Here is a 20,940-nt window from a genome sequence, read left to right on the forward strand (position 1 = left end):
CAGCCTCAGTACCCCTCAGCCTCAGTATGCGCACATACGGACGAACGGGCCGCACGCGCGCGCGTGCGGCCCGTAGGCATCACAGGGAACGGCGATCAGTGACCGCCCTGCTCCTTGAAGCGCTTGTAGGACCGCTCGATCTCGGCCTCGGCGTCCGTACGGCCCACCCAGTTGGCGCCCTCGACCGACTTGCCGGGCTCCAGGTCCTTGTAGACCTCGAAGAAGTGCTGGATCTCCAGGCGGTCGAACTCCGACACGTGGTGGATGTCCCGCAGGTGCTCCACGCGCGGGTCCGTCGCCGGCACGCACAGCAGCTTGTCGTCGCCGCCGGCCTCGTCCGTCATGCGGAACATGCCGATCGCGCGGCACTTGATGAGGCAGCCCGGGAACGTCGGCTCGTCGAGGATGACCAGCGCGTCCAGCGGGTCGCCGTCCTCGCCGAGGGTGTTCTCGACGAAGCCGTAGTCGGTCGGGTAGGCGGTCGAGGTGAAGAGTCGCCGGTCCAGGCGGATACGACCGGTCTCGTGGTCCACCTCGTACTTGTTGCGCGAACCCTTCGGAATCTCGATCGTGACGTCGAACTCCACCGGTGGCTCCTCCATGATCAACACATAGTTCTGGTGGTTAAGTGTCCCTCACGCAGGTGTGTGATCGCGAAAGGGGCTGGTGGTCGTGCCAGAGCTGAGGCCTTGGCGGGCCGCGAGACCGCACGTGGTGCGGATCGCGGACGCCGTACGACCGCGCCTGGCCCGGGCCGCAGCGACCGCGAAACCCCGGGTCACACGGCTCGTACGAGCCGGGAAACCGCAGGTCGCGCGGGTCACGCTGCCGAAGACCTGGCAGTACACCGCGGGCGCCGCCACCGCCGGTCTGGCACTGGCCGCCGGGGTGGTGACCGCCGCCGGTCCCTGGGACTCCTCGGGTCAGCGTACGGCCGAGCGGGACCGGGCCGCCGCCCTCGGCCGCGCGGGTGGCACAGATCACGGCGGCACCTCCGGCGCGCCCGGCCGGCCCCGGCCCGCCCCCAGCGCCGACCCCGTGCTGACCGGCCTCGGCGGCGTCAGCACCGTGAAGTCCGCCCCGGACGGCAAGGCCCTCGCCAAGGCCCTCACGCCCCTGCTGAAGGACCCGGCGCTCGGCCCCCGGCCCGCCGCGGCCGTCGTCGACGTCACCACCGGCAGGCGCCTGTACGGGGCGCACCCGGACGCCGCGTTCACCCCCGCCTCGACCACGAAGATCGCCACGGCCGTCGCCGCGCTCTCCGCGATGGGCGCCGACCACCGCCTCACCACCCGCGCCGCGCTGGAACCCGACACGAAGGAAGTCGTCCTGGTCGGCGGCGGCGACCCCACCCTCACGGCCCGGGAGAAGGCCGAGGGGTGGGCGAGCCTGCGCACCCTGGCCGCCGGGACGGCCGCCGCACTGGCCGACCGGGGCGTGCGCGAGGTGACGCTCTCCTACGACACGACCCTCTACTCGGGTCCCCGAATGCACCCGATCGGGGTCAACCCGAACCTCGCGCTCGTCAGCCCCCTGATGGCCGACGAGGGCCGCACGGACGACTCCACGAGCGGCCCGGTCACCCGCGTCACCGACCCGGCCGAGGACGCGGCCCGCCAGTTCGGCGACCTGCTGAAGTCCCACGGCATCAAGACCACGGCCCCCGGCCCGTCCAAGGCCACGACCCGTGCCCAGACCCTCGCCGCGGTCTCCTCGCCCCCGCTGTCCGCCCTCGTCGAACGCATGCTGACCAACAGCGACAACGACATCGCCGAGGCCCTCGCCCGCCAGACGGCGATCGCGACCGGCCACCGGGCCGACTTCGCCGGCGCCGACAAGGCGATCAGCGCCCAGCTGCGCAGGCTCGGCCTCCCCCTCAAGGGCGCCGCCTTCAAGGACGGCAGCGGCCTCAACCGCGCCGACCGCCTGACCCCGGACCTCCTGACGGCCCTCCTGGCGAAGGCGGCCGACCCCTCCCACCCCGAGCTCCGCCCGGCCCTCACCGGCCTCCCGGTCGCCGGCTTCACGGGCACGCTGACCAGCCGCTACACGGACGGAGCGGCCGGCGTCGTCCGCGCCAAGACCGGCACACTCACCGGCGTGAACACCCTCGCGGGCACCCTGGTCGACGAGGACGGCCGCCTCCTGGCCTTCGCCTTCATGACGACGGACACGGACCCGGGGAACCCGGCGGCGACGCAGAGGGCCCTGGACAGAGCGGCGACGACACTGGCGGCGTGCGGCTGCGGGTAACCCGATCCGGGCCGGCTGCGGCCCCTGGCCCGGCAGCCGATCCGCCTTGGCCGTCGGCAGGGTGTTCCGTCTTGGCCGTGGGCGGGTGTTCCGTCTTGGCCGTCGGCAGGGTGTTCCGTCTTGGCCGTCGGCAGGGTGTTCCGTCTTGGCCGTCGGCAGGGTGTTCCGTCTTGGCCGTGGGCGGGTGTTCCGTCTTGGCCGTCGGCAGGGTGTTCCGTCTGGGCCGTGGGCAGGGTGTTCCGTCTTGGCCGTCGGCAGGGTGTTCCGTCTTGGCCGTGGGCAGGGTGTTCCGTCTTGGCCGTGGGCAGGGTGTTCCGTCTTGGCCGTCGGCAGGGTGTTCCGTCTGGGCCGTGGGCAGGGTGTTCCGTCTTGGCCGTCGGCAGGGTGTTCCGTCTTGGCCGTGGGTAGGCGTTCCGCACGGCGGAACGGGTGGGCACGGCCACCGACGCCGAGCACCGGCGAAGAGACCCCAGCCGTCACCGCCCCCGAGAACCCCGGGCACCTGAAGACGCACACCGGCATCACCCACCCCTCGCCGCCCTGCCCCAGCGGCCGGCGCTCACGTACGGTTGACGCATGACGAGCATCGGTGGTGCTTCAACCGGCATGGTCGACTGGAACCTCGCGGTGGCGACCGCGACCCGGCTCGTGCGGCCGGGCCCCGAGGTCAGTCGCGACGAGGCGAGGGCCGTCGTCGCGGAACTGCGCCGGCACGCCAAGGCCTCGGAGGAACACGTCCGCGGCTTCACCCGGCTCGGCACCGAGGAGGGCCACGACACCCCCGTCCTCGTCGTCGACCGCCCGGGCTGGATCCGCGCGAACGTCGCCGGGTTCCGGGAGATCCTGAGGCCCCTGCTCGACAAGATGCAGGAACGGCGCGGCAGCAGCCCCGGCAGCGCGGTCATGGGCGCCGTCGGCGGCAAGGTCACCGGCGTCGAACTCGGCATGCTCCTGTCGTTCCTGGCCTCCCGCGTCCTCGGCCAGTACGAGACCTTCGCCCCCGCCTCGCGCGAACTCCCCGCCGGGGAGAACGGCGGCGGCCGGCTCCTCCTCGTCGCCCCCAACATCGTCCACGTCGAACGCGAACTCGACGTCGACCCCCACGACTTCCGCCTCTGGGTGTGCCTCCACGAGGAGACCCACCGCACCCAGTTCACCGCCGTGCCCTGGCTGAGGGACCACCTGGAGGGTGAAATCCAGTCCTTCCTGGGGGAGACCGACGTCGACCCCATGACCGTCCTGGAACGCGTCCGCGAAGCCGCCCAGAGCCTCGCCGGAGGCCGTCCCGAGGCCGAGGAGGACGACGGCGGCCGCTCCCTCGTCGAGATCGTGCAGACCCCCGCCCAGCGCGAGATCCTCGGCCGCCTCACGGCCGTGATGTCCCTGCTGGAGGGCCACGCCGACTTCGTCATGGACGGCGTCGGCCCGGCCGTCGTACCGTCCGTCGGAGAGATCCGCGAGAAGTTCCAGCAGCGCCGCGCCAAGGGCGCCTCCCGCCTCGACCTGGCCCTGCGCAAGCTCCTCGGCCTGGACGCGAAACTCCGGCAGTACCGGGACGGCGAACGCTTCGTACGGGCCGTCGTCGACGAGGTCGGCATGGACGGCTTCAACCGCGTGTGGACCTCGCCCAACACCCTCCCCACCAAGACGGAGATCGCCAAACCGGCGGACTGGATCGCGCGGGTGCACCGCAGGGCCGAGTAGTGAACAAGGCGGGAAGGTCGTGAAAGAAAACCGGTCGACGGCAGGCGAACGCCCCTCCAATCACCCGTCCGAGGGACCGTGAGGCAGGGGTAGGCGTGCAATGCTCGGGGAACGGCCCGGTTCTGTCACCATCTACACACTCTGCGTGACCGACCCCGGGCTCACCCCCCGAAAACTTCATGAAGGGAACCGGACATGGGTCCCCATCCTGCGGTCGCGGCGATACGCCTGGCGGTACGCCGCGTCCTCCACGACCTCCTCACCGAACACCACCGCGCCCCCGCCGCGGTCCCGCACGCCCCCACGCACGCCTCCCCGCACGAGCCGCCGCCCCCGCCGCTCGTGCTCGTGGCGTGCTCCGGCGGCGCCGACTCCATGGCGCTGGCCTCCGCCCTCGCCTTCGAGTCCCCCAAGCTCGGCATCAGAGCCGGCGGCGTGACCGTCGACCACGGCCTCCAGCCCGGCTCCGACCTGCGCGCCGCGGAAGTCGTCCAGCGCCTGCGGGAACTCGGCCTCGACCCCGTCGACTCCGTCGCCGTCACCGTCGGCCGCGCCGGCGGACCCGAAGCCGCCGCCCGCGACGCCCGCTACGCCGCACTCGACACCGCGGCCGAACGCCACGGCGCCGCCGCCGTCCTGCTCGGCCACACCCGCGACGACCAGGCCGAGACCGTCCTGCTCGGCCTCGCCCGGGGCTCCGGCATCCGCTCCCTGTCCGGAATGGCCGCGGTCTCGGGGGCCGGCGGCCGTTACCGCCGTCCCTTCCTGGAACTCGACCGGCAGACCGCCCGCAAGGCCTGCATGGTCCAGTCCCTGCCCGTCTGGGACGACCCCCACAACGCCGACCCGGCCTACACCCGCTCCCGGCTGCGCCACGAGGGCCTGCCCGCTCTGGAGAAGGCCCTCGGCAAGGGCGTCGTCGAGGCCCTCGCCCGTACGGCGCAGCTCTCCCGGGACGACGCCGACGCCCTCGACTCCTGGGCCGCCCAGGCCGAGGCCACCGTCCGCGACGCCGCCGGGCTCCTGGAGTGCGCCAAGCTCTACGCCCTGCCGCCCGCCGTGCGCCGCCGCGTCCTGCGCCGGGCCGCCATCGCCGCCGGTGCCCCGGCCGGATCCCTGTTCGCCCGCCACATCGAGGAAGTCGACCGGCTCATCACCGGCTGGCGCGGCCAGGGAGCCATCAACCTCCCCGGCAAGGTCGTGGCCCGGCGGCAGGGTGGCAGACTGGTGATTCGGCAAGGCTGAACCGGACCCCTCCCAGCAGTCGCAGGAGGGGCCGGCCGGCCGGTGGGACGACCGAAAGTGATGCGGGTGGACGCGAAAGACATGGGTGCCGACCTCCAGCAGGTACTCATCACCAAGGAAGAGATCGACGCCAAGCTGGCCGAGCTGGCAGCGAAGATCGACGCGGAGTACGCGGGCAAGGACCTGCTGATCGTCGGCGTCCTGAAGGGCGCGGTGATGGTCATGGCCGACCTCGCGCGGGCGCTGTCCACCCCCGTCACCATGGACTGGATGGCCGTATCCTCGTACGGGGCGGGCACCCAGTCCTCCGGTGTGGTGCGGATCCTCAAGGACCTCGACACCGACATCAAGGGCAAGCACGTCCTCATCGTCGAGGACATCATCGACTCCGGCCTGACCCTGTCCTGGCTGATCTCCAACCTCGGCTCGCGCGAGCCCGCCTCCCTCAAGGTGTGCACGCTGCTGCGCAAGCCCGAGGCCGCGAAGGTCGCCATCGACGTGGAATGGGTCGGCTTCGACATCCCCAACGAATTCGTCGTCGGCTACGGCCTCGACTACGCCGAGAAGTACCGCAACCTCCCGTTCGTCGGTACGCTCGCGCCCCACGTGTACGGCGGCTGAATTCCGGCCGGGGTGCCGTGACGGTGATCGGGAACCCCAGCGGGCTTCCCGCCGTTGGAGCAGGCGTAGGCGGATCGCCAGCCGTCCCACGCGGCTTCAGGTGGCACTGCTGGGGTACCGTCCGAAGAACAGTCTTTTATCAAACTCACTATGGCAGGAGGGACGGGGCGGCACCGCTCCGTATGGATGGACGTGAAGCGATACTTCCGTGGGCCGGTCATGTGGATCGTGCTGGCCGTCCTTGCCGTGGTCGTGTTGATGCAGGTCGTCGGCTCGTCCGGCGGCTACAAGACGGTGGACACCGGCCAGGTCGTCCAGGCGATCAACCAGAACAAGGTCGAGTCGGCCAAGCTCACCACCGGTGACGAGCAGACCCTCAAGGTCACGCTCAAGGACGGCGTGAAGGTCGAGGGCAGCTCGAAGATCCAGGCGAGCTACATCGGCGACCAGGGCGTGGACATCGCCAACACGCTGCAGAACAAGTACCAGGACAAGCAGATCCCGGACGGCTACACGGTCTCGCCGTCCAAGCAGAACCCGTTCGTCGGGATCCTGCTCTCGCTGCTGCCCTTCGTGCTGATCGTGGTCGTGTTCCTGTTCCTGATGAACCAGATGCAGGGCGGCGGCTCCCGCGTCATGAACTTCGGGAAGTCCAAGGCCAAGCTCATCACCAAGGACACCCCCAAGACGACGTTCGCCGACGTCGCCGGGTCGGACGAGGCCGTCGAGGAGCTCCACGAGATCAAGGAGTTCCTCCAGGAGCCGGCCAAGTTCCAGGCCGTCGGCGCCAAGATCCCCAAGGGCGTCCTGCTCTACGGGCCTCCCGGTACCGGCAAGACCCTGCTCGCGCGTGCCGTCGCGGGCGAGGCGGGCGTGCCGTTCTACTCGATCTCCGGTTCCGACTTCGTCGAGATGTTCGTCGGTGTCGGTGCCTCCCGGGTCCGTGACCTGTTCGAGCAGGCCAAGGCGAACGCCCCGGCGATCGTCTTCGTCGACGAGATCGACGCGGTCGGCCGCCACCGCGGCGCCGGCCTCGGCGGTGGTCACGACGAGCGCGAGCAGACCCTGAACCAGCTGCTCGTCGAGATGGACGGCTTCGACGTCAAGGGCGGCGTGATCCTCATCGCCGCGACGAACCGGCCCGACATCCTCGACCCGGCGCTGCTGCGTCCCGGCCGCTTCGACCGGCAGATCGCCGTCGACCGCCCGGACATGCAGGGCCGTCTGGAGATCCTCAAGGTCCACCAGAAGGGCAAGCCGGTCGCCCCGGACGTCGACCTGTCCGCCGTCGCCCGCCGTACGCCCGGCATGACGGGTGCCGATCTCGCCAACGTGCTGAACGAGGCCGCCCTGCTGACGGCCCGCAGCGACCAGAAGCTGATCGACAACCACATGCTGGACGAGGCGATCGACCGTGTGGTCGCGGGCCCGCAGAAGCGGACCCGGATCATGTCGGACAAGGAGAAGAAGATCACCGCGTACCACGAGGGCGGACACGCCCTGGTCGCGGCGGCCTCACCGAACTCCGATCCGGTCCACAAGATCACGATCCTGTCGAGAGGCCGTGCCCTCGGCTACACGATGGTGCTGCCGGACGAGGACAAGTACTCGACCACGCGCAACGAGATGCTCGACCAGCTCGCCTACATGCTGGGCGGCCGCGCGGCCGAGGAGCTCGTCTTCCACGACCCGACCACGGGTGCCGCCAACGACATCGAGAAGGCCACGGGCCTGGCCCGCGCGATGGTCACGCAGTACGGCATGACCGAGCGTCTCGGCGCGATCAAGTTCGGCGGGGACAACACCGAGCCCTTCCTCGGACGTGAGATGTCTCACCAGCGCGACTACTCGGAAGAGGTCGCCGCGCTGGTCGACGAAGAGGTCAAGAAGCTCATCGAGACCGCGCACAACGAGGCGTGGGAGATCCTGGTCGAGAACCGCGACGTGCTGGACAACCTGGTCCTGGCCCTCCTGGAGAAGGAGACGCTGGGCAAGGAGGAGATCGCCGAGATCTTCGCCCCGATCGTCAAGCGCCCGCCGCGGCCCGCCTGGACGGGATCCTCCCGCCGTACGCCGTCGACCCGCCCGCCGGTCCTCTCCCCCAAGGAGCTGGCCCTGACGAACGGGGCGAACGGCGCCACGCCGGCCATCACCACGGCCAAGAGCACCGCGGCGGAGCCCGCCCCGGCGCCCGAGCGAGCCCCGGAGGACCGCCCCGAGAGCTGACCCGCTCTCCCGGTGGCCCCACCGGGTCCGGAATGGATGCCGCGCCCCCCAGGTTTTAGCCTGGGGGGCGCGGCTTTCCGCCATTTCCGCAGGCCGCCCCGAGAAGGACACAGGAACGAGGCACCAGATGACCGACCCCGTGACGCTGGACGGCGACGGCCAGATCGGCGAGTTCGACGAGAAGCGTGCCGAGAACGCCGTACGCGAACTCCTGATCGCGGTCGGCGAGGACCCGGACCGTGAGGGGCTGCGGGAGACACCGGCGCGGGTGGCGCGGGCGTACCGGGAGATATTCGCGGGCCTGTGGCAGAAGCCGGAGGACGTGCTGACGACGACGTTCGACCTCGGGCACGACGAGATGGTGCTGGTGAAGGACATCGAGGTCCTCAGCTCGTGCGAACACCACCTCGTGCCGTTCGTCGGGGTGGCGCACGTGGGCTACATCCCGTCCGTCGAGGGCAAGATCACCGGCCTGTCGAAGCTGGCCCGGCTCGTGGACGTGTACGCGCGGCGTCCGCAGGTGCAGGAACGACTCACCACGCAGATCGCCGACTCCCTGATGCAGATCCTGGAGCCGCGGGGCGTGATCGTCGTCGTCGAGTGCGAGCACATGTGCATGTCGATGCGGGGGGTGCGCAAGCCCGGCGCCAAGACCATCACGTCGGCCGTGCGGGGACAGCTGCGCGATTCCGCGACCCGCAACGAGGCGATGAGCCTCATCATGGCGCGCTGACAGGGCGCTGACGCCGCGCCGACGCGGGCGTCAGGCGGCGGGGGCGGCCCCCGCGCCGTCGTGCTCGTCGTCCTCCGGGAGCTTGCAGACGTGCTCCAGGAAGAGGGCCGCCGCTATGACGCCGATGCCCGCGAGGACGGAGAAGCCGGCGTAGATGGCCTGGTCGCGGCGGGCGGGGATGTCCAGGGACTCCAGCAGGAAGACGCCGGTGCCGCCGTACATGCCGGAGACGAGGGCGGCGACCAGGGCGCTGGCCTGGCCGAAGACGACCGCGCGGGCCGCCATCATGGGGTCGACGCCCTTGGCGTCGGGCTGCCGCTCGCGCTGGGCCTTGAGGCGGGCGCGCAGCGAGAGCGCCGTGGCCAGCAGGACCACGGCGATCAGGGCCAGGACGATGGGGGCGGCCAGGGGGACGCTCGGGAGGGTGCCCACCGAGTTCCAGAGGCGGGCGCCCGCCCAGGACAGCACTCCGGCCACGACGAAGACTCCGGCCAGCAGCCTGATGCGCAGCTCTCTCACGGTGTCCCTTCGGTTCCCCGGCCGGTCCGGCGCGGTTCGCGGCCGTCTTGACCTTAACGGCTATTCGGGCAGCCGGAGTTCCAGGTCGGTGCGCGCCGCCACGCCCTCGCGGGTGACGGCGTCCAGCAGGCCGGCCACCGGGCCGCGGCCGGGGAGCTGCGCCTCGGGGTCCAGGTCGTGCCAGGGGGCCAGGACGAAGGCGCGCTCGTGGGCGCGGGGGTGGGGGAGGGTGAGCTGCGGGTCGTCGGAGACGACGTCGGCGTAGGAGACGATGTCGACGTCGAGGGTGCGGGGGCCCCAGTGCTCGTCGCGGACGCGGTGGAAGGCCTCCTCGACCGCGTGGGCGCGCTCCAGGAGCGAGGAGGGCGGCAGCGTGGTCTTGAGGACGACGACCGCGTTGAAGTAGGAGGGCTGGCTGCCGGGGTCCACGCCCCAGGGCTCGGTCTCGTAGACCGGGGAGACGGCCTTGATGCGGACGCCGGGGGTGTCCTCCAGGGCGTCGATGGCGCCCTGGAGGGTCTCCAGGCGGTTGCCGAGGTTGGAGCCGAGGGCGACCACGGCCCGTTTCGGGTTGGACAGGGTCGTGTCGGCGGCGTCGACCTTGTCGACGACGGAGGCGGGTACCGGCTGTACGGTCGGGTCGCTGGGACCCTTGAGGAAGGGCGCAGTCATACTCGGCTCCGGGTGATGGTGACGGTCACGTCGTCGAAGGGGACCGTGATCGGGGCGTCCGGCTTGTGGACGCAGACCTCGACCTGCTGGACCCCTTCGTGCTTCAGACATACCTGGGCTATGCGCTCGGCGAGCGTCTCGATGAGGTCGACGGGCTCGCCCTGGACGACGGCCACGACCTCCTCCGCCACGATGCCGTAGTGCACGGTCTTCGCCAGGTCGTCGTCGGCCGCGGCCGGGCGGGTGTCCAGGCCGAGGACGAGGTCCACGATGAAGGTCTGGCCCTCCTCGCGTTCCCTCGGGAACACACCGTGGTGCCCGCGGGCCTTCAGGCCGCGCAGCGCGACACGATCCACGCGAATCACTCCTGCAATCGTCGGTCTCGGCCGGTCGGTGCCGGGTGCGGGCGGCACACCGGCCTCGGTCGAATCTACCTGCGAGCCCGGACGGGGCCGGGCCACGGGGTCCGGGCCCGGCAGGATTCATCCGGCGTTTCCCTCGGGGAACCCGGCGGCTCACGGGTTGGTAGCCGCCCATACCCGCGGCTCCGTGATTCCAACCACTACCTGGCGACTACCCACTCAGGCGGGGGTGTCGTCCTGCTCGTCCTCGTCGGTTTCGGCCAGGACCGGGGAAGCGTGGTGCGACCAGAGCTTCCACCCCTGGGGCGTGCGCCGGAACACATTGGTGGCGACCACGAGCTGCCCGACGAGCGGGCCCAGCTCCTCGTCCTCGCCCTGGGGGGCGGGTCCGCCGCTGAGGATGTTCTCCGTGCAGGTGACCAGGGCGGTGTCGCCGGTGACCGAGACGTGCACGTCGGTGAGGAAGAACTGGATGTAGTCGGTGTTGGCCATGATCAGGGCGTACGAGCGGAGGACCTCGCCGCGGCCGGTGAGCACGGGCCAGCCGGGGTGCACGCAGGAGACCACGCCGGTGTCGGCCGGGTCGTGGTACGTCTCGTCGACGCCCAGGTCGGAGGGGGTCAGCCAGAGCGACGCCAGCTCCTCGAAGTCGCCCCGTTCCAGTGCCTCGTAGAAGGCGGTGTTGGCGGCCTCGACCTGCTCGACGTCGGTGTGCGGGGCGCTCACCGGGCTCCCTCTGCGCCGGTGCGTGCTCCCTCGATGGCGCGCGCGACGCGTACGGCGTCGGCGGTGGCGCGGACCTCGTGCACGCGGACCGCCCACGCGCCGGCGTGCGCCGCGAGCGCGGAGACGGCGGCGGTGGCGGCGTCGCGTTCGCGGGCGGGCGGGGGCGGGCTGTCCGGGCCGGCCAGGACGCGGCCGAGGAACCGCTTGCGGGAGGCGGCCACGAGCAGCGGGTGGCCGAGGCCCAGGACCCGGTGCAGACCCGCCAGGAGCGCGAGGTCGTGCTCGGCGTCCTTGGAGAAGCCGAGGCCGGGGTCGACGATGACGCGGTCGGGGGCGATGCCGCCCGCCAGGACGGCCTCCACGCGCGCGTGCAGCTCGTCGACGACCTCGGTGACGACGTCCCCGTACACCCCGCGGACGTTGCCGCCCTGGAGGAAGCCGCGCCAGTGCATGACGACGAAGGGGGCGCCGGCGTCGGCGACGGCCGGGATCATGCGGGGGTCGGCGAGGCCGCCGCTGACGTCGTTGACGAGGGCGGCGCCGGCCGCGAGGGCCCGCTCGGCGACGGAGGCGCGCATGGTGTCCACGGAGACGGTGACGCCCTCGGAGGCCAGGCCGCGCACGACGGGGACGACGCGGCGCAGTTCCTCGGCCTCGTCCACCCGGGTGGCGCCGGGGCGGGTCGACTCGCCGCCGACGTCGACCAGGTCCGCGCCCTCGGAGACCAGGTCGAGACCGTGCTTGACGGCGGCCGTGGTGTCGAAGAAGCGGCCGCCGTCGGAGAAGGAGTCGGGGGTGACGTTCACGACTCCCATGACCGCGCAGCGGTCCCATTCCGGTAGGCCCGCCACGCGCCCGCGTCCGCTCTGGTTGCTCATATGTTCAGCGTAGGCCCAGGGGACGGCCGTCAGGCGCCGCGGCCCGGGTCGGCCCGGGCGGGTCACGCCGCTCTGACGCTCCGTTCCGTGGTGGTGCCGTGGGCGCACGGGCGGCGGTTGGCCGGGCGCCGGCGGCGCAGGAAGCGCGGCAGGGGCAGGGCGAGGTTGACGAAACCTTCCGCCTGCATGGCGGCGAAGCCGATGCGGGGCAGGTCGGCGGAGGCCCGGTAGACGACGAAGCGGGGCTCCCAGCGCGGCTGGAACTTGGCGTTGAACTTGTACAGCGACTCGATCTGGAACCAGCGGGAGAGGAAGACCAGCAGTCCGCGCCAGGCGCGCAGCACGGGACCGGCGCCTATCTTCTCGCCGCGGGCCAGGGCCGAGCGGAACATGGCGAAGTTGAGGGAGACCCGCTCGATGCCGAGCTTGGGGGCGGCCTGGAGGGCGGCCACGATGAGCAGTTCGTTCATGCCGGGGTCGGCCGAGCGGTCGCGGCGCATCAGGTCCAGGGAGACGCCGTCGCCGCCCCAGGGCACGAAGTGCAGGATCGCCTTCAGGTCGCCGTAGGGGCCGGGGTGGTCGTCCTGCTTGTGGGCGGTGGCGATGAGGCAGTCGCCGTCGGCGGGGTCGCCGACGCGGCCGAGGGCCATGGAGAAGCCGCGCTCGGTGTCGGTGCCGCGCCAGTCGTCGGCGGCCTGCCGGATGCGCTCCAGCTCGGCCTCGCCGAGGTCACGGACACGTCGTACCCGGGTTTCGTAACCGGCGCGCTCGATGCGCTTGACCATCTGGCGCACGTTGCGCATCGCGCGGCCGGCGAGCGAGAAATCCGCGACGTCCACCACCGCCTCGTCGCCCAGTTCGAGGGCGTCGAGCCCGGTCTCGCGGGTCCACACCTCGCCGCCGGTCTCGGAGCAGCCCATCACGGCGGGGGTCCAGGAGTGGGCCTTGGCCTCGTCCATGAACCGTTCGATGGCGCCGGGCCAGGCCTCGACGTCGCCGATCGGGTCGCCGCTGGCGAGCATCACGCCGGAGACCACGCGGTAGGTCACGGCCGCCTTGCCGCTGGGGGAGAAGACGACGGCCTTGTCGCGGCGCAGCGCGAAGTGGCCGAGGGAGTCGCGGCGGCCGTGCTTCTCCAGCAGGGCGCGCAAGCGTGCCTCGTCCTCCTCGGTGGGGTGCGCGGCCGGGTGTTCGGGGCGGAAGGCCAGGTAGATGGTGGTGACGGCGGTGAGCAGGCCGAGGGCGCCGAGCGAGAAGGCGACGGTCCAGGAGGTGTCGCCCCGGTAGTCGACGGGCCCCTCGAAGCCGAAGAGGCCGTAGATGACGTGGGTGATGCGGTCGGCCAGGCTCGGGTCGCCGAGCATGCGGTCGCCGTGGACGCTGACGATGAGCAGGCCCAGCAGCAGCGAACCCGCGCTCATCAGGACGAAGTTGGCGAGCGCCCGCCAGCGGCTGCGCGGGTCGGGTAGGGCGTCGAACTGGTCGCGGTGGCGCAGCAGGGGGGCCAGCAGCGCCAGGGAGATCAGGACGCCCACGAGGGAGTGCCGGTAGGTGAACTGCGCCACGGCACCGGCGGGCAGCAAGGCCACGGCCGCCCGCCAGGCCCGGCGCTTGCCGCGCTTGAGGCCGTGGGCGAGCAGCAGCAACAGCACACCGGTGCTCAGCGACAGCGCGGCCGCGAACGGCCCGAGCGCGCCGGGCAGGACCTCGGCGATGGCGTGCATGCGGCTGTGCCGGAAGCGCGGGAAGACACCCGCGGCGATGTCCAGCAGGCCCACGAGGGCGCAGGCTCTGCCGACGAGGAGGGGGACCGCCTCGGGGCGTGGTCCGCGCAGCAGGCGGCGCACCCGGCTCGTCCGGTCCGTGCCGGCCGCGCCGCTTCGACGGGTCGGAACCTCACCCGACATTTCCTCATCTGTCCTGACAGACATCGCATCCCGTAGTTCTGCGAGAGACCTTGGATCCGGTGCCGATTCGGGCATCCGGCGACATTGCGCCCTCTAGGACGGTGTCTCGGGGAGAGAGGTTCACTCCCCATGTCAAAGCCGTTTCAAAGGCCGAGGAAAGTCCGGGACAAGCCCGAGCGAAGGTGTGCTCGCGGGCGGGGCCGGGCGGAGAGCGCGAGCAGGTAACCAACCCATGGGTCTGACGAGCAACAAGGTGCTGGTGTTGGCGGTGCTGTCCGCCGTGCTGCTGTTCGCCGGCACGGTCTGGCTGTGGCCGCGGCTGGCCCGGCGGAGCTGGCCGGCCGTGGGCGGACGGGTCGGGCTGCTGCTGGCCACGCAGCTGGCGCTGTTCGCCGCGGTGGGCCTGGCCGCCAACCAGGCCTTCGGGTTCTACGCGAGCTGGGCGGACCTGTTCGGGCAGGAGAAGGACCAGGGCGTGGTCGTGGACCACACCCCGGGCGAGGGTCCGCTGGAGGTGGTCGGCTCGCGGCGGGTGCCCGGGGCGGCCGGGGTGCGTCCCCAGGCCGGGGGCCGGATCCAGCAGGTCGACCTCGTCGGCCGTACGACGCACATCGCGACGCCCGCGTACGTCTATCTGCCGCCGGAGTACTTCCAGCCGCGGTACCGCACCCACCGGTTCCCCGCGGCCGTCGTGCTGACCGGTTACCCGGGCACGGCCTCGGCGCTGGTGGAGAAGCTCCACTACCCGCGCACGGCCCTGGAGCTGGCCCGGGAGGGCCGGGCGAAGCCGATGATCCTGGTGATGCTGCGGCCGACGGTGGCGCCGCCCCGGGACACGGAGTGCGTGGACGTCCCGGGCGGTCCGCAGACCGAGTCGTTCTTCGCGAAGGACCTGCCCGAGGCGTTGCGCTCGCACTACCGGGTGGCCGAAAAGCCGGGAAGCCTGGGCATCATCGGCAACTCGACGGGCGGCTACTGCGCCTTGAAGATCGCCATGCACCATCCCGATGTGTACGCCGCCGGGGCGGGTCTGTCCGCGTACTACAAGGCGCCCATCGACGCCACGACCGGCGATCTCTTCCAGGGCGACAAGGCGCTGCGCAATCGCGCCGACCTGTGGTGGTATCTCGAGCACATGCCCGCGCCCGACACTTCGCTGCTGGTCAGCAGCAGCAAGGTGGGCGAGTCCGACTACAAGGACACCCTGAAGTTCATAGACCGGGTGAAGGGCACCGGCCTGACGCGGATCTCGTCGATCATCCTGGAAAGCGGCGGGCACAACTTCAACACCTGGCGGCGCGAGATTCCGGCGACGCTGGAGTGGATGAGCGGGCGCCTCGACGGGCCCTGGAAATGATCTTGGGAATGATCCGGGGAATTGAGTGAGCGGCTGATTCCGCTTCTTGCCGAGTTCTGATGCCGTGTGAGTCCCTTGGGGTGGCTTTGTTTTTGCGGGGTGGGTCACCACGATTCGCCTACGCGCGGTAAGTTTCTGGCCATGCCACGTGGACGTCATCGCCATTCCCCGCCCCTGCACAGGCTGCTGCCCCCGTCGGCGATCGCAGGCGTCTCCCTCGTCTGCGCCCTGGGGCCCTGGGTGTTCACGGAGCCGATGGTGCTCCGCGGTCTGGCCGCGGCCGCCGCGGCGACGGCGGTCGTCGGCGCGGTCGTGCTGCGCCGCTGGGACATCCAGGCGGGCAAACAGGTCGCCGACCTCACGCGCGCGCGTGCGAGCGACGAGTGGCGCTTCGAGGAACGGGTCGCCGAACTGGAGGCCGACCTCGAGGAGTCCCGCGAGCTGCGCGCGAAGCTGGAGCAGCGGCTGCGCGCCAAGCGCACCGAACTGGCCGGGCTGCGCAACGAGCACGCCGCGCTGCTGCGCCGGTACGCCACGGCGGAGACCGAGCGCGCGAGCGTCCTGGAGGAGCGCCGGGTGCTCGAGATAGAGGCGACGGCTCCGGTGCGCGCGGCGTTGCCCGCGGGGGTGGCGGACACCGCCGGGCAGGACGGGGCGCCGCTCACCGTCGAGGAGGAGCCCGCGGTTCCCGCGGTGTTCTCGCCCGAGGGTTCCCGGCTGTTCCTGCGGGCCGCGGCCGCGCTGGCCCGGTTCGACGGCGAGAGGGCACCGGAGCCGGACGGCGGTGGTGACGGCGACGGCGTACCGAAGGGCGAGGACGCGGAGCCCGTGCGGGAGCCCCGGCGGGAGACGGCCGAGCGGCGCGAGCAGGTTTCGGAGGACGAGGCGCAGGGGCAGTCCGAGGCGGTCGACGGGCACGAGCGCGCGACCGCCGCCCCCGCGGAGCGGGCCGACAGCGCCGAGACGGCCGGCAGTACCGAGACGGCCGACAGTGCCGAGAAGACCGACAGTGCCGAGAAGGTGGTTTCCGGTCACTACACCGTCCCGACCGCCGTGGCCGTCGCGCCGCAGGCGCCGGTGCGACGGCCTCTGACCGAGGGCGGGTTCGACTTCTTCGGCACCAAGCAGGGCACCTCGCGGGCCGCCCTGGAGGCCGTGCAGAACGAGGACCTCGCCGATGTCGTCGGGCAGGAGGCCCTCGCCCTGCACAAGGCCGAGACCGAGGCCGGGTTCAAGCCGGTGGACGAGGAGTCGCGCGGGATCGGCCAGGTCATCGACCTGACGGCGCACGACGAGACCGAGCAGATCGACGTGCAGGGGCTGCGCAGCGCGGTGTCCTGAACTCCGCTGCGAGGGAAGGCCCCCCGGCCGCGGCCGGGGGGCCTTCGCTTGTGTGCGGCTTGCGTCCGGCTTGCGTGCGGCTTTCTCGAGGGTCACGCCATCCAGCGGTCCGGCCGCGCGTCCCTGCGCCCGGTGCGGGACCGTTCCGCCTGCGCCGCCAGCAGCTCGCGCGCCTCGGCCGCGTCCCGCAGCCGGGCCGTCACCGTCTTGTTCGCGCCCGTGTCCACGTGCACGTCGGCCACGCCCCGGGCCCGTTCCCAGGGGCCCTGCGTCATCCGTACGCTCTGCACCTTGGCGTGCGGCACCAGCGCCAGGCTCCGCCGCAGCAGCCCGGACCGGGCCGCGAACACCGCGTCGGTGACGGCGAGTCCGTACCCCCGCCACCACAGCGGCACGCACCAGCGGGCGCGGCGCGGCGACGGCGACAGGGCCGCGCGCTCCGGCACGGTCACCCCGGGCAGCACGCGCGCGACGACGGCCTCGGCGATCTCGCGCGGGGCGACCGGCACCAGCACGGAGTTGGACGAGCCCGCCACGTCCAGCTCCACCCGCACCCAGCCGCGCCGCCGCCACAGCAGCGGCTCCACGATCCGCACGGTCTGCACACGGCCCGGCGGCACCGTCTCGTGGGCCCGGTCCAGCAGGCCGTGGTCGATGCGCAGCCCGTCGGGCGACTCGCCCACCGTCCAGTCGTACTCGCCGACGAACCGCCCCACGCTGCTCGCGCCCGCCGCGCCCAGCAGCGGCAGGGCCGTGGCCAGGACCGTCCACACGCTCTCGGTGGCCATCCACAGCAGCGGCGGGACGACGAGCGCCGCGGCCAGCGACCCCCAGGTCCCCCCGCTCAGCACCAGCGACATGGCGAGCACGCCGGGCGGCACCCGCAGCAGCTGCCGGGACGGGGCCTCGCCGACCTCGTGGGCGGTCTCGGGGGCGAACCCGGCCGCCCGCGCGAGCAGCTCGGCGCGCAGCGCCCGCGCCTCGTCCGCGCCGAGGAAGGCCAGTTCGTCCTTCTTGTCGGTCCCTATGACGTCGAGTCTCAGCTTGGCGACGCCCGCGACCCGGGCGAGCAGCGGCTGGGTGATGTCGATGGCCTGGACCCGCTCCAGCCGGATGTGCGCGGTGCGCCGGAACACCAGTCCGGTACGGATGCGCAGTTCGGTCCCGGTCACCGCGAAGTGCGTGAACCACCAGGAGCAGAAGCCGTAGAGGGCGGCGGCCGGGACGATCACGGCGAGGGCGATCAGCAGCGTGGTCGTCGTCAGCCGGGCCAGCTGGCGCTGCGCCCCGTCGGGATCGTGCACCGCCCAGCCGGCGACCACGGCGACCGGTGCCCAGGCCCGCCGCAGCGGTGTGACGGGGTGCAGCCGCCGCTCGGCGGGCCCGCCCTCGGCGGTGGTGGCCCCGGCTTCCCCGGTGGCCCCGGGCGCCGTCACAGGCCCGCCGATCGGGCCTCGCCGAGCTCGGTGAGCCGGTCGCGCAGCCGTTCCGCCTCGGCCGGGTCCAGGCCGGGGATGGTGGCGTCGGTCGCCGCGGCGGCCGTGTGCAGCTGCACGCTGGCCAGCCCGAAGTGCCGCTCGACCGGCCCGGAGGTGACCTCGACCAGCTGCATCCGCCCGTACGGCACGACCGTCTCCTCGCGCCACAGCACGCCCCGGCTGATCAGCAGGTCGTCGGCGCGCTCGGCGTACCGCCAGGAACGCCAGTTGCGGTCGATCATCACCCAGCCCCAGGCCATCAGCGCCAGCGGCAGCACGGCGAACCCGGCCCAGCCGGGCCCGGCGAGCAGCCCCGGCAGCAGCCCGGCGGCCAGCGCGGCCAGCCCCAGCCAGACGACCAGGAGCAGCCGCCGCATCTTCAGCAGGCCGGGCGGCAGGGCGATCCAGACGGGCTCGTCCTCGGGCCGGGCCTCGCCGGTGGCCCCGGCCCCCGCGGGCACGGTCCCGCCCGCTGCCGCCGCCCCGGCCGTGTCCTCCGCCCCCGTCGGCCCGCCCGCTGCCGCCGCCCCGGCGGTCTCCTCTGCCCCCGTCGGTCCGGCCGCGCTCCCAATCCCCGTCGGCCCCGCCTCGTGCGGGCTCCCCGTCTCCATGAGGTCAGGGTACGTAGGGGAGACTGTGTCCATGACTCCTACGACGGAGACCATGGTCGGAATCGGCGGCGCCGCGGAGAGCACCGACATGGTGCTCAACATCGGGCCCCAGCACCCGTCCACGCACGGCGTGCTGCGGCTGAAGCTCGTCCTGGACGGCGAGCGCATCACGCACGCGGAGCCGGTGATCGGCTACATGCACCGGGGCGCGGAGAAGCTGTTCGAGGCGCGCGACTACCGTCAGATCATCATGCTCGCCAACCGCCACGACTGGCTGTCGGCGTTCTCCAACGAACTGGGCGTCGTCCTCGCCGTGGAGCGGATGCTCGGCATGGAGGTCCCCGAGCGCGCCGTGTGGCTGCGCACGCTGCTCGCCGAGCTGAACCGGGTGCTCAACCACCTGATGTTCCTTGGCTCGTACCCCCTGGAGCTCGGCGGGATCACCCCGATCTTCTACGCCTTCCGGGAGCGCGAGGAACTCCAGCACGTCATGGAGGAGGTCTCCGGCGGGCGCATGCACTACATGTTCAACCGGGTGGGCGGCCTCAAGGAGGACCTGCCGGCCGGCTGGACCGCACGCGCGCGGACCGCCGTCGCCGACGTCCGCTCCCGCATGGACCGCTTCGACGACCTCGTGCTCGGCAACGAGATCTTCCGCGGCCGCACCCGGGGCGTCGGCGTCCTGTCCCCGCAGGCCGTGCACGCCTACGGCGTCAGCGGGCCGATCGGCCGCGCCTCGGGCGTCGACTTCGACCTGCGCCGCGACGAGCCGTACCTCGCCTACGGCGACCTCCAGGGCACCCTGAAGGTGGTCACCCGGCAGGAGGGCGACTGCCTCGCCCGCTTCGAATGCCTCCTGGAGCAGACGCACAACGCGCTGGACCTGGCCGACGCCTGCCTCGACCGGCTCGCCGAACTGCCGCCCGGGCCCGTCAACCAGCGGCTCCCGAAGGTCCTGAAGGCACCCGAGGGGCACACGTACGCCTGGACCGAGAACCCCCTCGGCATCAACGGCTACTACCTGGTCAGCAAGGGCGAGAAGACGCCGTACCGGCTGAAGCTGCGCTCCGCCTCGTACAACAACATCCAGGCGCTGACGGAGCTGCTGCCGGGGACGCTGGTCGCGGACATGGTGGCGATCCTGGGGTCGATGTTCTTCGTCGTGGGCGACATCGACAAATAGCGGCCCGCCGCGGCTAGAGCGGGTTTTCGATCCCCACCGGCTGCACCAGCCACCCGAAGTCGCCCAGCCCGCCGGCCGCGGTGAGCTCGGCCGCCTCCCCGGCGCCCGCGAGGGCGCGCACGTAGGCGGCGGGGTCGGTGGACGCCAGCGTGAGCGGGGGGCGCGCGCCGGTCACGCCCAGGGCGTGCAGCGCCTCCCGCTGCCGGAGCACGCGCCCCCCGGGGAGCGCGCACGCGTCCAGGGCGACGTGCGCGGTGATGTCGCAGGAGCCGTCCGGCACGGGCGTGGTCTCGCGGCCCTCCCGGAAACCGGTCAACGTCCCGAACGGCGGCCGGGCGTCCGCCGTGTGCGCGTAGTCCACGGCGACCGCGAGCCCCCGCCGCAGCGTCGCGACCGCCGCGGCCCAGGACTCGTCCCGGGGCAGCCCGACCTCGGCCCGCAGCCCCGCCGCACCGGGCAGCGGCCACCAGCGCTCCAGCCACCGGGCCTCCGCCCCGCCGACCGGCTCCCCGAGCCGTTCGGTCCCGTCCGTGCGGACCAGCACCAGCCGGGCCGTGCCCGCGGCGTCCACCTCCGCGACCTCCACGGGCACGTTGTCCAGCCACTCGTTGGCGAACAGCAGTCCGGTGGTCCCCTCAGGGGGCGCGGCCAGCCACTCGATCCGGTGATCGAGTCCGGCGGGCCGCTCGGCCACTTCGACGGCGTACGCGCGCGTGCGGCCCGCCACCTCGGCGGGCAGCGCGGCGAGCACCCCGGCGGCCAGTTCGCCCCGTCCGGCCGCCATGTCGACGAAGTCCAGCGCCGCGGGTCGTCCCAGCGCCTCGTCGACCCGGCACAGCAGCCGCGCCACGGCCCCGGCGAACAGCGGCGAGGCGTGCACGGACGTGCGGAAGTGCCCGGCCGGCCCCTCGGCCCGCCGGTAGAAGCCGCCGGGCCCGTACAGGGCCTCCTGAGCGGCCGCGCGCCACCCCCGCCACTTCCGCGGCTCCGGTTTCTCAGGTCCCGCTTGTCCCTTGGGCCCCGCTGGCCCCTCCAGTCCCTCTGGTCCCTCGCCCCTCGTCCCTGCTGTCACCGGCCCAGGCTAAGCGGACACAACGAACGCAACTCCACCTTGCGGAGTAGGC

The 20,940-nt window shown here is 72.4% G+C and carries 19 protein-coding genes; 9 read left to right on the top strand and 10 right to left on the bottom strand.

Annotation, left to right across the window (positions count from 1 at the left end):
* Positions 1-95: 95 nt before the first annotated feature.
* Positions 96-587 (bottom strand): inorganic diphosphatase, encoded by a 492-nt coding sequence (locus C1703_RS22360; protein WP_031115900.1) that lies wholly within the window; start codon positions 585-587, stop codon positions 96-98.
* Between the two features lie 79 nt (positions 588-666).
* Here C1703_RS22360 and dacB point away from each other — a divergent pair, with 79 nt between their 5' ends.
* From dacB to folE, 6 genes are all read left to right on the top strand, one after another.
* Positions 667-2,253 (top strand): D-alanyl-D-alanine carboxypeptidase/D-alanyl-D-alanine-endopeptidase, encoded by a 1,587-nt coding sequence (dacB, locus tag C1703_RS22365; protein ID WP_114254556.1) that lies wholly within the window; start codon positions 667-669, stop codon positions 2,251-2,253.
* Positions 2,254-2,829: 576 nt separating this feature from the next.
* On the top strand, positions 2,830-3,957 hold the full coding sequence (locus C1703_RS22375; RefSeq protein WP_114254558.1) for a zinc-dependent metalloprotease: 1,128 nt from the start codon (positions 2,830-2,832) through the stop codon (positions 3,955-3,957).
* A gap of 195 nt (positions 3,958-4,152) precedes the next feature.
* Positions 4,153-5,202, top strand: coding sequence for a tRNA lysidine(34) synthetase TilS (gene tilS / locus C1703_RS22380; protein ID WP_114254559.1), 1,050 nt, complete (start codon positions 4,153-4,155; stop codon positions 5,200-5,202).
* A gap of 60 nt (positions 5,203-5,262) precedes the next feature.
* Positions 5,263-5,823, top strand: a complete 561-nt coding sequence (gene hpt / locus C1703_RS22385) for a hypoxanthine phosphoribosyltransferase (protein WP_031115895.1) — start codon at positions 5,263-5,265, stop codon at positions 5,821-5,823.
* 186 nt (positions 5,824-6,009) lie between these two features.
* Positions 6,010-8,049 (top strand): ATP-dependent zinc metalloprotease FtsH, encoded by a 2,040-nt coding sequence (ftsH, locus tag C1703_RS22390; protein ID WP_114254560.1) that lies wholly within the window; start codon positions 6,010-6,012, stop codon positions 8,047-8,049.
* A 127-nt stretch (positions 8,050-8,176) separates the two neighbouring features.
* On the top strand, positions 8,177-8,782 hold the full coding sequence (gene folE, locus C1703_RS22395) for a GTP cyclohydrolase I FolE (protein ID WP_114254561.1): 606 nt from the start codon (positions 8,177-8,179) through the stop codon (positions 8,780-8,782).
* A gap of 30 nt (positions 8,783-8,812) precedes the next feature.
* Here the strand turns inward: folE and C1703_RS22400 are convergent, their stop codons facing one another.
* From C1703_RS22400 to C1703_RS22425, 6 genes are all read right to left on the bottom strand, one after another.
* Positions 8,813-9,301, bottom strand: coding sequence for a DUF3180 domain-containing protein (locus C1703_RS22400; protein WP_114254562.1), 489 nt, complete (start codon positions 9,299-9,301; stop codon positions 8,813-8,815).
* A gap of 60 nt (positions 9,302-9,361) precedes the next feature.
* A complete protein-coding gene (gene folK, locus C1703_RS22405) occupies positions 9,362-9,973 on the bottom strand; it encodes a 2-amino-4-hydroxy-6-hydroxymethyldihydropteridine diphosphokinase (protein ID WP_114254563.1) in 612 nt (203 codons plus the stop codon).
* The gene (gene folB / locus C1703_RS22410) at positions 9,970-10,329 is read right to left on the bottom strand and encodes a dihydroneopterin aldolase (RefSeq protein ID WP_031115890.1); all 360 of its coding nucleotides are present in this window, start codon (positions 10,327-10,329) and stop codon (positions 9,970-9,972) included. The genes folK and folB overlap by 4 nt, the downstream gene beginning before the upstream one ends.
* 225 nt (positions 10,330-10,554) lie before the next feature.
* A complete protein-coding gene (locus tag C1703_RS22415; RefSeq protein WP_114254564.1) occupies positions 10,555-11,061 on the bottom strand; it encodes a nuclear transport factor 2 family protein in 507 nt (168 codons plus the stop codon).
* Complete coding sequence (folP, locus tag C1703_RS22420; RefSeq protein ID WP_114254565.1) at positions 11,058-11,939, bottom strand: dihydropteroate synthase; 882 nt, start codon at positions 11,937-11,939, stop codon at positions 11,058-11,060. The genes C1703_RS22415 and folP overlap by 4 nt, the downstream gene beginning before the upstream one ends.
* 62 nt (positions 11,940-12,001) lie before the next feature.
* Positions 12,002-13,846 carry a phosphatidylglycerol lysyltransferase domain-containing protein gene (locus C1703_RS22425; RefSeq protein WP_114254566.1) on the bottom strand — a complete coding sequence of 615 codons (1,845 nt, stop codon included), beginning with the start codon at positions 13,844-13,846 and terminating at the stop codon, positions 12,002-12,004.
* A 232-nt stretch (positions 13,847-14,078) separates the two neighbouring features.
* Between C1703_RS22425 and C1703_RS22430 the strand changes: the two genes are divergently transcribed.
* Positions 14,079-15,203 carry an alpha/beta hydrolase-fold protein gene (locus C1703_RS22430; RefSeq protein ID WP_114254567.1) on the top strand — a complete coding sequence of 375 codons (1,125 nt, stop codon included), beginning with the start codon at positions 14,079-14,081 and terminating at the stop codon, positions 15,201-15,203.
* Between the two features lie 141 nt (positions 15,204-15,344).
* The gene (locus tag C1703_RS22435; protein WP_198678246.1) at positions 15,345-16,544 is read left to right on the top strand and encodes a hypothetical protein; all 1,200 of its coding nucleotides are present in this window, start codon (positions 15,345-15,347) and stop codon (positions 16,542-16,544) included.
* Between the two features lie 92 nt (positions 16,545-16,636).
* Here C1703_RS22435 and C1703_RS22440 read toward each other — a convergent pair whose 3' ends face one another.
* Both C1703_RS22440 and C1703_RS22445 read right to left on the bottom strand, forming a co-directional pair.
* The gene (locus tag C1703_RS22440; RefSeq protein ID WP_114254568.1) at positions 16,637-17,980 is read right to left on the bottom strand and encodes a PH domain-containing protein; all 1,344 of its coding nucleotides are present in this window, start codon (positions 17,978-17,980) and stop codon (positions 16,637-16,639) included.
* The gene (locus C1703_RS22445; RefSeq protein WP_114254569.1) at positions 17,977-18,483 is read right to left on the bottom strand and encodes a PH domain-containing protein; all 507 of its coding nucleotides are present in this window, start codon (positions 18,481-18,483) and stop codon (positions 17,977-17,979) included. The genes C1703_RS22440 and C1703_RS22445 overlap by 4 nt, the downstream gene beginning before the upstream one ends.
* A 181-nt stretch (positions 18,484-18,664) precedes the next feature.
* Here C1703_RS22445 and C1703_RS22450 point away from each other — a divergent pair, with 181 nt between their 5' ends.
* Entirely contained in the window at positions 18,665-19,816 is a 1,152-nt protein-coding gene (locus C1703_RS22450; RefSeq protein ID WP_114254570.1) for an NADH-quinone oxidoreductase subunit D, read from the top strand.
* Positions 19,817-19,829: 13 nt separating this feature from the next.
* On the opposite strand, the gene C1703_RS22455 is transcribed toward C1703_RS22450, so the two are convergent.
* The gene (locus tag C1703_RS22455) at positions 19,830-20,759 is read right to left on the bottom strand and encodes an SAM-dependent methyltransferase (RefSeq protein ID WP_232840774.1); all 930 of its coding nucleotides are present in this window, start codon (positions 20,757-20,759) and stop codon (positions 19,830-19,832) included.
* Between the last annotated feature and the right edge of the window lie 181 nt (positions 20,760-20,940).

The sequence above is a fragment of the Streptomyces sp. Go-475 genome (assembly GCF_003330845.1).
Lineage (GTDB): Bacteria > Actinomycetota > Actinomycetes > Streptomycetales > Streptomycetaceae > Streptomyces.

Excerpts from the sequence above, each read along its gene's own strand:
- C1703_RS22375 (WP_114254558.1), top strand. The coding sequence starts at position 2,830 with ATGACGAGCATCGGTGGTGCTTCAACCGGCATGGTCGACTGGAACCTC.
- tilS (WP_114254559.1), top strand. The coding sequence starts at position 4,153 with ATGGGTCCCCATCCTGCGGTCGCGGCGATACGCCTGGCGGTACGCCGC.
- hpt (WP_031115895.1), top strand. The coding sequence starts at position 5,263 with ATGCGGGTGGACGCGAAAGACATGGGTGCCGACCTCCAGCAGGTACTC.
- ftsH (WP_114254560.1), top strand. The coding sequence starts at position 6,010 with ATGGACGTGAAGCGATACTTCCGTGGGCCGGTCATGTGGATCGTGCTG.
- folE (WP_114254561.1), top strand. The coding sequence starts at position 8,177 with ATGACCGACCCCGTGACGCTGGACGGCGACGGCCAGATCGGCGAGTTC.
- folK (WP_114254563.1), bottom strand. The coding sequence starts at position 9,973 with ATGACTGCGCCCTTCCTCAAGGGTCCCAGCGACCCGACCGTACAGCCG.
- folP (WP_114254565.1), bottom strand. The coding sequence starts at position 11,939 with ATGAGCAACCAGAGCGGACGCGGGCGCGTGGCGGGCCTACCGGAATGG.
- C1703_RS22425 (WP_114254566.1), bottom strand. The coding sequence starts at position 13,846 with ATGTCGGGTGAGGTTCCGACCCGTCGAAGCGGCGCGGCCGGCACGGAC.
- C1703_RS22430 (WP_114254567.1), top strand. The coding sequence starts at position 14,079 with ATGGGTCTGACGAGCAACAAGGTGCTGGTGTTGGCGGTGCTGTCCGCC.
- C1703_RS22435 (WP_198678246.1), top strand. The coding sequence starts at position 15,345 with ATGCCACGTGGACGTCATCGCCATTCCCCGCCCCTGCACAGGCTGCTG.
- C1703_RS22450 (WP_114254570.1), top strand. The coding sequence starts at position 18,665 with ATGACTCCTACGACGGAGACCATGGTCGGAATCGGCGGCGCCGCGGAG.